Source organism: Streptomyces sp. NL15-2K (assembly GCF_030551255.1).
Taxonomy (GTDB): domain Bacteria; phylum Actinomycetota; class Actinomycetes; order Streptomycetales; family Streptomycetaceae; genus Streptomyces.
Genome location: NZ_CP130630.1, coordinates 8995647 through 9008798, shown reverse-complemented (window position 1 = coordinate 9008798; position 13152 = coordinate 8995647). Strand labels below are relative to the sequence as shown.

Below are 13152 nucleotides of genomic sequence, written 5' to 3'. Positions count from 1 at the left end.
CTCAGAAGGTGAGCTTCCAGCCGTTGATCCGGCCCGTGTCCTGGGCGGCGGTGTCCTGGACGCGCAGCTTCCAGGTGCCGTTGGCCGTCTCGGAGGAGGCGTTCACGGTGTAGGTGGTGCTGACGTTGTCCGCGGAGTCCGAGCTGCTCGCGGCCTTCAGGCGGTACGCCGTACCGTCCGGAGCGACCAGGTCGATGACCAGGTCACCGCGGTAGGTGTGGGTGATGTCGACACCGACCTGGAGGGCCGAGGGGGCGCTGCCGCTGCGGCCGCTGACGGCGATGGAGGACTCCACGGCCGAGCCGTTGTCCGGGATGGACACGGCGGTGGTGCTGGAGAAGGTGGTGCCGCCGGTCGAACCGCCGGAGCCGCTCACGGCCGCCACCGTCTTGGCCGCGTCCGCCAGTCCCGCGCCGCAGCCGCCGGAGCAGGCGCCCGGCAGGGCACGGGCGTTGTTCTTGATGGCGGTCTCGATCTGCGCCGGGGTCAGCGAGGAGTTCGCCGACTTCATCAGCGCGACCAGGCCCGCGATGTGCGGGGTGGCCATGCTGGTGCCCTGGTAGTAGGCGTACGACTCCGAGGACGGCGTCTTCGTACCGGAGTTGAGCGTGGACAGGATGCCGTTGGCGGTGCCGGTGCTGGTCTGGCCGCCGGGCGCCGAGATGTCCACCAGGGAGCCGAAGTTGGAGTAGGAGGCCTTGGCGCCGGAGCGGTTGGTCGCGGCGACGCTGATGACGTTGCTGCAGCTGGCCGGCGAGTAGTTGGCGGCGTTGTCGTTGCTGTTGCCCGCCGCGACGACGACGGTGGTGCCGCGGTTCACGGCGCCGTTGATCGCGCTCTGGGTCGCGGTGGTGCAGGCTCCGCCACCGCCCAGGCTCATGTTGATGACCTTGGCGACGTTGGAGTTGGCGGGCACACCGGAGACGGTGCCGCCGGACGCCCAGGTGATGGCGTCGATGATGTCGGAGTCGTAGCCGCCGCACTTGCCGAGCACGCGCACCGGCGAGATCTTCGCGCCGTAGGCGATGCCCGCGACGCCCTTGCTGTTGTTCGTGGCGGCGGCGATGGTGCCGGCGACGTGCGTGCCGTGCCAGGAGGAGTTGCTGGCCGGGACGCCGGAGCCGCACTCGTTGGCGTTGTACCAGTCACCCGGGTCGGCCGGGTCACTGTCGCGGCCGTTGCCGTCGACGGAGACGGCGGTGTCGGCGATGAAGTCGTAGCCGCCGACGATGTTCGCGGCGAGGTCGGAGTGGGCGACGTAGCCGGTGTCGATGACGGCGACGGTGACACCGGTGCCGGTCGTGGTGTTCCAGGCGCCGGGCACGTTCATGCCGGCCGTGGACTCGAACAGGTCCCACTGCTTGGCGTACTCGGTGTCGTTCGGATCGGCCTTCCGCGTGTTCAGGCGGTCCGGTACGACGTAGGCGACCTGCGGGTCGGCCTTGAACTCGGCGACGACGTCGGCCACATCGGCCTTGGTGAGGTCCTCGCCCAGGTCGACCAGGGCGGCACCGGTGCCGAGGCGGCGCTGGAAGTCGAGGTCCTCGCCGGAGTCCTTGCCCTTGGCCGTCGCGTCGGCCTCGGCGGCCGTGTTCGACTTGGCCTCGGCGGCGCCGGACTTGTAGCCGACGATGAGGCGCTCGGCCGGGGTGCCCGGGGCGGCCTCGGTGAGCGCGGCCGGGACGGCGGCCGTGTCCTGGGGCGCGGCCTCCTGGGCGACGGCGACGGAGGCCGTGCCGGTGGCCAGCAGGGCGGCGGAGACGGCGGCGACGGATATCAGCTTCCGTCTGAGCGAAGGGGAGGTACGCAAGGGCTTGCCTTTCGTGGCCGTGCTCCGGGCAGCGCGGAGCAGCAGTCGATTCGCTTCGTCGGTGAAGCGGCGGGGGGTGAAAGCGAAGGCGCGCGTGGCGATGGTGCGAAACGGCGCACGGCGGCCGGCCTGGTGCGCGGTGCGACCCGTTCGGGGTTACCTGTGGGTCAGCAGTGGTCGAACGATAGGCAAAGAGCAGGTCATCCGGATACAGGGGAAACCCTCGATCCGGCCGGAAACCCACCCTCGATGTCGAGGAGTTGACCGGGATTGATCCGCTTTGCAGGCATCGGGGTTCTCGTGAACGCGCTGGGCCGGTGTCCCGTACTGGATGAGTGCAGACCGTTCTGAGTGAACGCAGACCGTTCTGGATGGACGCACCGTTCTGGATGAAGGCAGACCGTTCCCGTTCCGGCAGAGGAGACGTTCCGGATGCCCCGGATGACCGCACACCGCGCCGCCGCCCTGGCGGTCGCCGCCGCGAGCCCTCTGCTGCTGGGCCTGTGGGCGGCGGCACCCGCCCAGGCGCACGGTGCTCCGACGGATCCCGTCAGCCGGGTCTTCGCCTGCTCGCCCGACGGGGACGCGACCGGGTCCGCGGCATGCCGGGCGGCCGTCGCCGCGAACGGGGCGCCCTTCACCGCCTGGGACAACCTGCGGATCGCGAACGTGAACGGCCGGGACCGGCAGACGGTCCCCGACGGGAAGCTGTGCAGCGGCGGTCTGCCCGCCTACCAGGGGCTCGACCTCGCCCGCTCCGACTGGCCGTCGACCCGGCTGACCCCGGGCGCGACCCTGGGCATGCGGTACGTCTCGACGATCCCGCACACCGGCACGTTCCGCCTCTACCTCACCAAGCCCGGATACGACCCGGCGAAGCCGCTGACCTGGGCCGACCTGCCGGAGCAGCCGTTCGCGGAGGTGAAGGACCCGGCGCTGACGGACGGGGCGTACCGGATCAGGGCGACGCTGCCGTCGGACCGGACGGGCCGGCATGTGCTGTACACGGTCTGGCAGAACAGCAGTACGCCGGACACGTACTACTCGTGCTCGGACGTGGTGTTCCCGGAGGCCGGCACGGGGGCCGGCGCGGGCTCCGGTGGCGGGAGTCCGACTCCGGCCACCGGGGACGGCGGCGCCGGCGCGGACAGCGGCAAGGCGCCCGCGAGCGGCAGCCCGTCGCCCACGGCGGAGCGCGGCCGTGCGCAGGCCACTGAGTCGCCGGCAGACCGGGCGTCCACGGCCGCGGGCGCCCAGGACACCTCCGGCAGCACCCCGGTCGCCTCCACCGCCGAGCGCGGCTCCGGTGTGTCCGCGCCCATGATGGCGGGCGGCGCCGCCGGGGTGCTGGTGCTCACCGGGGGCGCCGCCCTGGCGCTGCGGTTGCGTCGGCGGTGACCGCCGGGCGGGGGATCCTCAGTTGACGTAGACCTGCGCGTCGCCGTCGGACACCGGGGCGTACTTCGCGGTGAAGTAGCCGTTGGCGAAGCACAGCGAGGAACCGGACGTCCGGGTGAACTGCTGGTTGGTGAAGGTGATGCTGTTGCCGTCGTTGCTGGCGGTGCCGACCAGGCTCGGCGTCTGGTAGACGCAGTTGATGCTGCCGAGCAGGGTGCGCAGCACGACCGTGGTCTGGATGGCGGAACCGCTCGCCGCGGTCACCGTGACGGTGCCGTCGGAGGCCACCGAGGTGGTGTACGGCAGGTTGTTGACCGTGATGCTGGTGACGCCGAGCACGCCGACCACGTTGGCGGAGCAGCTGCCGCTGGCGAACGTGTGCGCGTCGAGCGACTCGGTGGCCGTGCCGGGCGCCGCGGGGTTGTCGGTGACGGTGGCGGTGAACTGCGAGGACGTGCAGGAGATGCCGCTGGTGCCGGTCGCGCTGGAGTAGAGCGTGGCGGCGGTGCCACTGGCCAGCGGCGCGGTGAGGACGTCGCCGACCGCCACGGCCGTACCTCCGGCGCTGCCGGTGGTGAGGACCGCGTTGTCGGCGGTGTCGGCCGCCGATGCGGGGGCGGCGGGGAGGGTGAGAGCGGCGACGGCTCCGGCTATGGCAAGGAGGGATCTCGTACGCATGCGGGTGCCTCATTCCTGAGCAGGGGGAAGCGACCGTTTCGGGGTGGCTTGAGGGGTGCCTTGAGGGGTGCCTTGAGGGGTGCCTTGAGGGTTCGGTTGCGGGCAGTGAAGTGCCCGCGCTGGACAGAACGTCCGGGAAGGCGGCTGGATCCGGCGCCACGGATCTGGGGAAGCCAGGGAGAGTTGTAGACCTGATGGACCGTCAACGTCAAGGTGGTGTAAGGACGTTGTGCGAGAGGCGGCGCGTGCGGCACACAATCGACACTCTTTTTCCACAACTTGCTTGACCCTTAATGTAACCAGCGGTAACTTCCTCGGCGGCTACTGACGCGTAACGCGAAGTCCCTTGCATCCCCCGGGAGTTGTGAGGAGGCGTGCGCCGCAGTTCGCTGTCCGCGCCAGGACAACGTGCCGACTGAAGCCCAACCGCATTCACTATGCCCACGGGAGCAGCACATGTCCTTGTCCTCAACCCAAGTGCCCGACCTCTCCGGCGGTCCCCGAAGACGCGGGCGGGTCCGGGCGCGCCGTGCCGCGATCATGGCGGTGCCGGCCACCGCGGTCGCCGCGGGTCTGCTGGTCCTGACCGCCGAGGGGGCGCTGGGCGTGCAGTTCGCGATCTCCGGTATGCCGTTCACGGTCACCGCGACCGAGCTCAAGGGCACCGGATTCGAGCAGTACGGCGGCCTCGACCGCATGGCGCCGGACAGCCCCAACGCGGGGAACACCGGCGGCGAGGTGCTCGTCGTCACCTCCGTGATCAAGGACGCGACCCTCACCAAGCTGTGCCAGAGCGTGGACCTGGGCGGCATCAACCTGCGGATCACCGCGGGCGGCGGGAAGGACAAGGTCGTGGCGCACGATCTGACCACCGACTCGACCGAGCTGTCGGGCGACGCCGCCTTCACGAACATCGAGATCGGCAACGACGCCAGCGAGCTGAACAAGGCCGGTCCGAAGGGCCGGGGCCCCATCGGCGTCTTCAGCCAGCAGTCCGACACCGTGTACATCGGCGATCTGCGGCAGACCAACTACGCGACCACGGCAGGGGTGTTCAAGCTGCCGGGCCTGAAGCTCGGCTTCAGCGACAAGGCCTGCTGATGCCGGACCAGGCACGTCAGGGCATGCGGTCCGCCTTCCGGCGCTGGCGGGCCGCCCGGCCGTTCTGGGGCGGGCTGCTGCTCGCCCTGGGCGGCGCGGAGATCCTGCTCACCCTGAAGGCGTCGATGAAGGTCGTCCTGCACGTCGGCATGCAGGGTCTGGCCGGCTACCTCGTGCCGACCCTGATGCTGCTGCTCGGGCTTCTGATCCTCTTCAATCCCGCCCAGCGGCTGTTCTACTCGATCGTCGGCATCCTGCTGTCCCTGGGTTCCTGGGTCACCTCGAACCTGGGCGGCTTCTTCGTCGGTCTCCTGCTCGGCGCCGTGGGCAGTTGCCTGGCCTTCGGGTGGCTGCCCGACCAGGAGCCGCGCGTGAGCCGGCGGCAGCGGCGGAGGCAGGCTCGGGAGGCGAAGGGGGTTCACCGACTGGCGGCCGCCCAGCCCGCAGGCGATTAGACGCGAGCCGAGCATGGGAAGGGAGGTGCATGGAACAAGACATCGACACCGGGAGCGCGCACTCCGCGCGGATCTACGACTACATCATCGGCGGCAAGGACCACTACCCGGCGGACCGGGAGGCCGGCGACGCCATGTGCCGCGAGTGGCCCGCACTGCCCGTCCACATGCGGGCCAACCGCGACTTCATGAACCGCGCGGTGCGCCATCTCGCCGAGGAGGCGGGGATACGCCAGTTCCTCGACATCGGCACCGGCATTCCCACCTCCCCCAACATCCACGAGATCGCCCAGTCGGTGTCCCCCGGGGCCCGGGTCGTGTACGTCGACAACGACCCGCTCGTCCTCAGACTCTCCCAGGACCTGCTGAACAGCACGCCGGAGGGGCGGACGGCGTACATCGAGGCGGACATGCGCGACCCGGCGAGCATCCTGGACGCTCCCGAACTGCGGGCGACCCTCGATCCGACGCAGCCGGTCGCGCTCACCGTCATCGCGATCGTCCACTTCATGATGGACGAGGACGACGCCGTCGGCATCGTCCGCCGCCTCCTCGACCCGCTCCCCTCGGGCAGTTACCTCGCGATGTCCATCGGCACCGCCGAGTTCGCCCCGGAGGAGGTCGGCCGGGTCGCCCGCGAGTACGCGGCCCGGGGCATGCCGATGCGGCTGCGCACCCTCTACGAGGCCGAGGAGTTCTTCGCGGGACTGGATCTCGTCGAGCCGGGCATCGTCCAGGTGCACAAGTGGCATCCGGACGGCACGGGCACCGAGGTACTCCGGGACGCGGACATCGCGATGTACGGGGCGGTGGCGCGCAAGCCCTGACGGCCCGGCGCGATACGGCATCGGCAACGGCCCGCCTGGGTACGGCATCCGGCACGCACCGGCTGCACACGGCATCCGCCGTGGCCTGAGCCGTACGGTGTCCGAAAAGTATTCCCAGTGGAAAGATCATCACGATGCGGCAGCAAGAACCCGCTACCAGGGGCAGATCACTTGACTACCGGCGGTCACACACGGTTGGCTCCGAGCCAGTGAAAGTCACCCGGTCGGGGTACACAGCCTGCGTCTCGGCCGCGCTTTCGCGTTCCACTTGCTCGGCCGCACAGCGAGGTGCCGCACTTCATGAACACTTCCCTCCCACCTCAGGCCTCTTCCCTGTCCGTCCGCGCCGCGGCCCTGGCCGTCGCCGCCTGTCTGCTCCTCGCCGGCTGCACCGGCTCCGGTGACGCACGGCTCGATTCGGACGCGGAGGCAGCGGGCAAGGCCGACACCGGCCGGATCAAGGTCGCCCTGATCACCCACGGCGGCGAAGGGGACGCCTTCTGGGACCTGGTGCAGAAGGGCGCCCGGGCGGCGGCCGCCAAGGACGACATCGACCTGACGTACGGAAACGACTCCGACCCGACCAAGCAGGCGGCCCTGGTGCGGGACGCCGTCCGCGGCAAGGTGGACGGCATCGCGGTGACCCTGGCCAAGCCGGCGGCCATGAGGGGCCCGGTCGCCGAGGCCAGAGCGGCCGGCATACCGGTGGTCGGCCTCAACTCCGGTATCGACGCCTGGCGATCCCAGGGCCTGCTGGAGTACTTCGGCCAGGACGAGAGCCTCGCGGGCCGGGCCGTCGGCGACAGGCTGGACGGCCTCAAGGCCAAGCACACGCTGTGCGTCATCCACGAGCGGGGCAACGTCGGCCTGGAGGCGCGCTGCGCCGGCGTGAAGAAGACGTTCGACGGCCAGACCGACCTGCTCTACGTGGAGGGCACCGACAAGAACGCGGTGAACGCCACCGTCACGGCCAGTCTCCGGCAGGACCCCTCCATCGACGAAGTGGTCACGCTGGGCGCGCAGTTCGCGCTGGACGCGGTCAAATCGGTGCGGGATGCGGGCAGCAGGGCCCGCGTCGCGACCTTCGACCTCAACAAGGACATGGTCAAGGCCGTGCGGAGCGGGCAGGTGCAGTTCGCGGTGGACCAGCAGCCGTATCTGCAGGGCTACCTCGCCGTCGACTCGCTCTGGCTGTACAAGACCAACGGCAACCTCAGCGGCGGCGGTGTGGCTCCCGTGCTCACCGGTCCGGCGTTCGTCACCCGGTCCAACGTCGCCTCGGTCGCGCAGTTCGCCGCCGCCGGAACCCGCTGACCGGGGCTCCGGCGGCCCCCGCCACCGGCCATCCCATACCCTTCGAAACCCTCCCCGCTCCCCCGCTGACCGCCAAGGACGACCATGTCTCCACGGACACGCGCCCGGCGTCGCCGACTGGGCTCCATACGTCTCTCCCTCATCCTGCTGGCGCTGGTCCCGAGCGTCACCCTCGCCGCCATGTGGGGTGTGACGACGACGCAGATGTTCTCGGAGGGGCTCCGGCTCCGGTCGCAGACGGAGCTGAGCAAGTCGACCGGCGCCATGGGCACCGACGCCACGCTCGCGCTGCAACGGGAACGCGGGCTGTCGGCGGCCTGGCTGGCCTCGGTGCCCGGCTCCCGGGCCGCCCTGGACCGGGCGCGCAAGGAGACGGACGAGGCGGTCGCGAAACTCGCGAGCCGTTCCGACGCGATCCAGAAGGCCCCCGACCGGATCGCGGACCGCCTGTACTCGGTCGTCGCGTCGGTGAGCAGCCTGGAGTACTACAGGGGTCAAGTGGACGACCCCACCGACATCAGCGCCGAGCAGGCGCTGGACCAGTACACCTCGATCATCGACGACCAGATCCACGCCTTCCAGGAGCTCTCCCAGGTCGACGACGGCGACCTCACCTCGCAGGCCGGTCCGCTGATCGCACTGGAGCACGCGGCGGAGCTGGTCGCCCAGGAGGACACGCACCTCACCCTGGCCTGGCCGTCCGGGCAGCTCGACGAGAAGGCCTGGACCGAGTTCGCCGAGCTGGTGAGCACGCGCCGCTGGGTCATCGAGGACCAGGTCGTCCCCTCGCTGCGCGGCAGCGTGAAGACGCAGACCGAGCGGATCCTGCAGGGCAAGGACTGGCAGACCCTGCAGAGCATCGAGGACCAGGTGATCGCGGCCCGGTCGGTCGGCACCGCGGGACGGGTCACCCTGCCTGACGCGCGAAGGCAGTGGACCGCCGCGCTGGACAAGGTCTCCGCCCAGTACTCGGCCCTGATCGAGCAGCAGACGTCGGCGCTGCTCACGCGCAGCGCCGACGAGGCCGACGGGCTGCTGGTGAAGGCCGCCTCCCTGAGCGCCGGCGGACTGGTCGCCCTGCTGCTGTGCGTCGGTATGTCCTGGCGGATCACCCGCTCCCTGTCCCGGCGGCTGCGCGGCCTCAGGGAAGCCACCCTCGGTCTGGCCCGGGAGCGGTTGCCCGACGTGGTGACCCGGCTGGACCGGGGCGAGAAGGTCGACGTGGACCTGGCGGCGCCCGAACTGGACTACGGCTCCGACGAACTCGGGCAGGTGGCGCAGGCGTTCAACACCGCGCAGCGCACGGCGGTGGTGACCGCCGTGGAACTCGCCGACACCCGGCGCGGCTTCCAGAAGGTGATCCTGGGCATCGCCCGGCAGAGCCAGAACCTGGTCAACCTCCAGCTCAGCCAGCTGGACGCGCTGGAGCGCGAGCACCAGGACCCGAACGTCCTCCAGGGCCTGTACCAACTGGACTCCACGGCGAGCCAGTTGCGCCGCTACGAGGAGAACCTCGTCATCATCAGCGGCGAGCAGCCGCGGCGCAGCTGGACCGAGCCGGTCGCGCTGATCGACATCCTGCGCAGCGCGGTCGGCGAGGTCGCCGAGTACCAGCGGGTGGAGGTGCACACCGACGAGGAGGTGTGCCTCGCCCCGCCCGCGGTGGCCGACGTGATCCACCTGCTGGCCGAACTCATCGACAACGCCACCTCGTACTCCCCCGCGTCCAGCCCCGTCGGGGTGCGGGCGGGGATGGTGGCCAAGGGTCTGGCCGTCGAGGTCGAGGACCGGGGTCTCGGCATGTCCGAGGAGGACTACGCCTCGTTCAACGCCCAGTTGGCCGAGTCGCCGAAGTTCGACGTGGTGGCGCTCGCCGACGACCTGCGGCTCGGCATGTTCGTGATCTCACGGCTCGCCAAACGGCACGGCATCGCCGTCACCCTGCGCTCCTCGCCGTACGGCGGAACGACGGCGATCGTGCTGATCCCGCACGACATAGTGGTGCCCGAGGGCCCCGGCACCGACCCGGCGGACCCGAAGGGCACGGAGGACAAGCAGAACAAGCAGAACAAGCGGGACGGGCAGGACAAGCAGGGGGAGCAGGACACGAAGGACTCCGAACCCACCCGGATGTCGCGGCCCCTGCCCGCCCCGGTCTCCGCCTCTGCCCCCGCTCTCGTCCCCCGTTCCGACGGGCTGGCCCCGCTGCCCCGCCGGGTGCCGCAGACCAGCCTGGCGGTCGAACTGCTCGATGAGTCGTCGCCGGCCGCCGAGGACGACACCGACGACTGCGACGACTTCACCGCGGAACGCGCCGCCTCCTCGCTCGCCGGCTTCCAGCGTGGAACGTTCCGGGCACGGGACGACGACGAGCCGACGCCGGACGACCAGCAGAAGCCGTACGACGAACAGGCACCGTCCGACAGACAGACACCGTCCGGCAGACAGGCCCCGTACGACGAACAGGCACCGTCCGGCAGGGCCCCGTACGACGAACAGGCACCGTCCGGCAGACAGGCACCGGAAGACGAGCAAGCGCCGCACGACCAGCACGTGCCCTACGACAAGCACGCGCCACACGACGCAGACAGACCGGCCGCACCGGACGTCCCCACCCCGGCCCCGGCCGCCACCACCTCGGCTCCCCACACCGACCGCTCATGAAGGACACCGCCATGACACGCGCCACTCCCGCCACGCACACCCAGCTCGACCAGCTGCTCACCGGACTCGTGGATCGGGTCGCCGACGTGAACCAAGCCGTCGTGCTCTCCGAGGACGGACTGGTCGTCAGCAAGTCCACGGGCTTCCTGCGCGACGACGCCGAGCGGCTGGCGGCGACCGCCTCCGGACTGATGAGCCTCAGCAAGGGCGTCAGCATGGACTTCCGGGGCGGCCCGGTGCGCCAGGCGCTCATCGAGATGGCCAAGAGTTATCTGATCCTGACCTCCGCCGGGCCCGGCGCCCACCTCGTCGTGCTGACCGGACCGAACGCGGACGTCGGCGTGGTGGCGTACCAGATGAACATGCTGGTGAAGAAGATCGGCGAGCACCTCAGCGCGGCACCACGGCCGGGCGTGGGCCCCATGCCCGCCTCCGGCGAGTGAGGTGAGCGGAAGCGACGCGGCGGGCCGTCTGGTACGGCCCTTCGCCCTGACCGGCGGACGCACTCGCCCCAGCCGCGCCGACTTCACCCTCATCACGACGGTGACCGCGGTGGATCCGCCGCCGGAGCGGGCCCCCAGGCCGCAGCCCGAGCAGGCACGGATCCTGCGCCGGTGTGCCCGGCCGGTTGCCGTGGCGGAGCTCGCCGCCCTGCTCGACCTGCCGGTGAGCGTGGTCGTGATCATGCTCTGCGATCTGCTGGAGGCCGGTCTGATCACCGCCCACCCGCCGCATCCGGTCACTCGCACCACCCCGGACCTGGAACTTCTGCAGAAAGTGAGGGACGGCCTTGGCCGGCTGTGACTCCGCCACCCGGGAGAAGCCCGAGGCGCCCGACACCGTCAAGATCCTGATCGCCGGGGGCTTCGGCGTCGGCAAGACCACGATGGTCGGGTCGGTGAGCGAGATCGTCCCGCTGCGCACCGAGGAACCGCTGACCGTCGCCGGTCTGGACGTCGACGACCTCGCCGGCATCGAGGACAAGCGGGCCACGACCGTGGCCCTGGACTTCGGCCGGATCACGATCAGCGAGCAGTTGGTGCTGTACCTGTTCGGTACGCCCGGCCAGCAGCGGTTCTGGTTCATGTGGAACGACCTGGCCGTCGGCGCGCTGGGCGCCGTCGTCCTCATCGACGTCCGCAGACCTCAGGCGAGCTTCGCCGCCGTGGACTTCTTCGAGCGGCGGGGCATCCCGTTCGTGGTCGGTGTCAACGGCTTCTTCGGGAAGCATCCGTATCCGCCCGAGGAGATCCGGGAGTCCCTGGCGCTGCCGGAGCACGTCCCGGTGCTGTTGTGCGACGCGCGGGAGCGCGGGTCGTGCCGTGACGTACTCATCGCGTTGATCGACCAGTTGATCGCCGCGGCGATCCAGGAGTAGGACCTGTCTATGCGTCAAGCACGGTGAGCGGATCGTTCGAAGGCGGCACGATCCGGGCCGTGAGGTCCGGCTCGGGCATCTCCGGGTCGAACGGGAACAGGGGCCGGCGGACGCGGTGGTGGCCGAGGCGGGTCAGTTCCTGGTCGACGCCGCCCGGGGTGAGCGCCATCTTCCAGTCGGCGGCCATGGCGAACAGCTCGGGCTCCAGATAGCCGATCTTGACGATCACGACGTCGGCCGTGCGGGGGCTCAACTCCAGGTCGGTGAAGTCGTGTTCGTGGTGGTACGGCTTGCGCAGCCGGGTGAGGATCACGTGCACGCTCCCCACCCGCAGCACCACCTCGACCTCCGCATCCCGGTCGCCGTGCCGGATCGCGTGGACCGTGCCGGTCAGGGTGAGCGGGCCCGCGTGCCGGTCGTCGACCTCCGCGCCCGCGGTGACGGTGACGGTCGCGCCGCGGCCTGCCCGCACGGCCGTGTCGACGGCGGCCGGGCCCGGAAGCGAGGCGTAGACGACCGTAGGGCCGGACGGGTCCTTGAACTCCGGTCGGGTGAGGACCTGTTCGAGTCCCCAGGTGACGTCTCCGGCTCCGCCGGCGGTCGGGTTGTCGCCGGTGTCGCTGATGAAGTACGGCCTGGCCGCGGAGGCGAGCGCCGCGTCGAGGCACTCGTCCAGCGTGCCCGTCGGCGCGACGAACGCGAAGTCGTGCCGGGCGTCCCAGAAGCCGCGGGCCAGGCGCTCGGCACCGGCGGTGACGGCCGCCGAAGAGGGGCCCGTGACGACGACCGCCGCCCGGTTGCGCGGTTCGTCCGCCCAGGCGTAGCCGACCCAGATCGCCGCGTCCGTCACCCCGTTCGCCGCCTCCACCTCGTCGACGGCCGCGTACACGCTCTTCGCGGGTTCGATACGGGTGGAGGTCTGCTCGCCGGCCAGCAGCACGGGCACCGGGATCCAGGCCTTGACCGGGCGGGGAGCGCCGCTCGTCAGCAGGTCCACGAGGTTGCGGGCGGCGCGTTCCTTGGTGTCCATGGCGTCCTCGTGCGGGGCCATGCGGTAGCAGGTGATCAGGTCGGTGCGGTGGACGAGGTCGCGGGAGACGTTGCCGTGCAGGTCCATGGAGGTCGAGACGACGACGTCCGGGCCGACCACCTCGCGGATGCGGTGCAGGAGTTCGGCCTCGGCGTCGTCCAGCCCCTCGACGGTCATCGCGCCGTGGATGTCGTACCAGAGGCCGTCGAGGGGCCCCGACCGCCGTAGCCGGTCGAGGAGCTCGGCGGTCAGTTCGGCGTACGCGGCGGCCGTGACCGTGCCGCCGGGCAGCGCCTTGCCGACGAGGGCGCCGCGCCAGTCGGCGGCTTCGCGCAAGGGCTGTCCCGGGGCGAGGAAGGGATAGCGCGTCAGGACGTCCGCGCCGCGCTGGGGGTGGAAGGCGGCGGCCTCGGTGCGGGCCGGGGAGAAGGTCGACGACTCGATGCCGAGTCCGGCGACGGCGATCACGGGACGGGAGGGCGACATGGCTGCTCCGG

General features: G+C 70.8%; 12 protein-coding genes. 9 read left to right on the top strand and 3 right to left on the bottom strand.

Translation table 11 applies throughout. The features are described 5' to 3' along the window. Position 1 precedes the first annotated feature (1 nt). Positions 2-1810 (bottom strand): S8 family serine peptidase, encoded by a 1809-nt coding sequence (locus Q4V64_RS40360; protein WP_124438453.1) that lies wholly within the window; start codon positions 1808-1810, stop codon positions 2-4. A gap of 432 nt (positions 1811-2242) precedes the next feature. Here Q4V64_RS40360 and Q4V64_RS40355 point away from each other — a divergent pair, with 432 nt between their 5' ends. Then, entirely contained in the window at positions 2243-3208 is a 966-nt protein-coding gene (locus Q4V64_RS40355; RefSeq protein WP_124438454.1) for a lytic polysaccharide monooxygenase, read from the top strand. 18 nt (positions 3209-3226) lie between these two features. On the opposite strand, the gene Q4V64_RS40350 is transcribed toward Q4V64_RS40355, so the two are convergent. Then, on the bottom strand, positions 3227-3886 hold the full coding sequence (locus tag Q4V64_RS40350) for a Tat pathway signal sequence domain protein (protein WP_124438455.1): 660 nt from the start codon (positions 3884-3886) through the stop codon (positions 3227-3229). Positions 3887-4342: 456 nt separating this feature from the next. On the opposite strand from Q4V64_RS40350, the gene Q4V64_RS40345 reads away from it, so the two are divergent. From Q4V64_RS40345 to Q4V64_RS40310, 8 genes are all read left to right on the top strand, one after another. After that, a complete protein-coding gene (locus Q4V64_RS40345) occupies positions 4343-4987 on the top strand; it encodes a DUF6230 family protein (protein ID WP_124438456.1) in 645 nt (214 codons plus the stop codon). Next, the gene (locus Q4V64_RS40340) at positions 4987-5442 is read left to right on the top strand and encodes a DUF6114 domain-containing protein (RefSeq protein WP_124438457.1); all 456 of its coding nucleotides are present in this window, start codon (positions 4987-4989) and stop codon (positions 5440-5442) included. The genes Q4V64_RS40345 and Q4V64_RS40340 overlap by 1 nt, the downstream gene beginning before the upstream one ends. A gap of 29 nt (positions 5443-5471) precedes the next feature. Further along, positions 5472-6269 carry an SAM-dependent methyltransferase gene (locus tag Q4V64_RS40335; RefSeq protein WP_124438458.1) on the top strand — a complete coding sequence of 266 codons (798 nt, stop codon included), beginning with the start codon at positions 5472-5474 and terminating at the stop codon, positions 6267-6269. Between the two features lie 300 nt (positions 6270-6569). Next, the gene (locus Q4V64_RS40330) at positions 6570-7583 is read left to right on the top strand and encodes a substrate-binding domain-containing protein (RefSeq protein ID WP_124438459.1); all 1014 of its coding nucleotides are present in this window, start codon (positions 6570-6572) and stop codon (positions 7581-7583) included. Between the two features lie 84 nt (positions 7584-7667). Next, a complete protein-coding gene (locus Q4V64_RS40325; RefSeq protein WP_124438460.1) occupies positions 7668-10247 on the top strand; it encodes a nitrate- and nitrite sensing domain-containing protein in 2580 nt (859 codons plus the stop codon). A gap of 11 nt (positions 10248-10258) precedes the next feature. Beyond that, positions 10259-10690: a roadblock/LC7 domain-containing protein gene (locus Q4V64_RS40320; protein WP_124438461.1), complete on the top strand. Its 432-nt coding sequence runs from the start codon at positions 10259-10261 to the stop codon at positions 10688-10690. A gap of 1 nt (position 10691) precedes the next feature. After that, positions 10692-11051, top strand: a complete 360-nt coding sequence (locus Q4V64_RS40315) for a DUF742 domain-containing protein (RefSeq protein WP_124438462.1) — start codon at positions 10692-10694, stop codon at positions 11049-11051. Then, complete coding sequence (locus Q4V64_RS40310) at positions 11038-11625, top strand: ATP/GTP-binding protein (RefSeq protein ID WP_124438463.1); 588 nt, start codon at positions 11038-11040, stop codon at positions 11623-11625. The genes Q4V64_RS40315 and Q4V64_RS40310 overlap by 14 nt, the downstream gene beginning before the upstream one ends. Positions 11626-11632: 7 nt before the next feature. Here the strand turns inward: Q4V64_RS40310 and Q4V64_RS40305 are convergent, their stop codons facing one another. After that, a complete protein-coding gene (locus Q4V64_RS40305; protein WP_124438464.1) occupies positions 11633-13141 on the bottom strand; it encodes a M81 family metallopeptidase in 1509 nt (502 codons plus the stop codon). Positions 13142-13152: the final 11 nt, after the last annotated feature.

Excerpts from the sequence above, each read along its gene's own strand:
- Q4V64_RS40355 (WP_124438454.1), top strand. The coding sequence starts at position 2,243 with ATGCCCCGGATGACCGCACACCGCGCCGCCGCCCTGGCGGTCGCCGCC.
- Q4V64_RS40350 (WP_124438455.1), bottom strand. The coding sequence starts at position 3,886 with ATGCGTACGAGATCCCTCCTTGCCATAGCCGGAGCCGTCGCCGCTCTC.
- Q4V64_RS40345 (WP_124438456.1), top strand. The coding sequence starts at position 4,343 with ATGTCCTTGTCCTCAACCCAAGTGCCCGACCTCTCCGGCGGTCCCCGA.
- Q4V64_RS40340 (WP_124438457.1), top strand. The coding sequence starts at position 4,987 with ATGCCGGACCAGGCACGTCAGGGCATGCGGTCCGCCTTCCGGCGCTGG.
- Q4V64_RS40335 (WP_124438458.1), top strand. The coding sequence starts at position 5,472 with ATGGAACAAGACATCGACACCGGGAGCGCGCACTCCGCGCGGATCTAC.
- Q4V64_RS40330 (WP_124438459.1), top strand. The coding sequence starts at position 6,570 with ATGAACACTTCCCTCCCACCTCAGGCCTCTTCCCTGTCCGTCCGCGCC.
- Q4V64_RS40325 (WP_124438460.1), top strand. The coding sequence starts at position 7,668 with ATGTCTCCACGGACACGCGCCCGGCGTCGCCGACTGGGCTCCATACGT.
- Q4V64_RS40320 (WP_124438461.1), top strand. The coding sequence starts at position 10,259 with ATGACACGCGCCACTCCCGCCACGCACACCCAGCTCGACCAGCTGCTC.
- Q4V64_RS40305 (WP_124438464.1), bottom strand. The coding sequence starts at position 13,141 with ATGTCGCCCTCCCGTCCCGTGATCGCCGTCGCCGGACTCGGCATCGAG.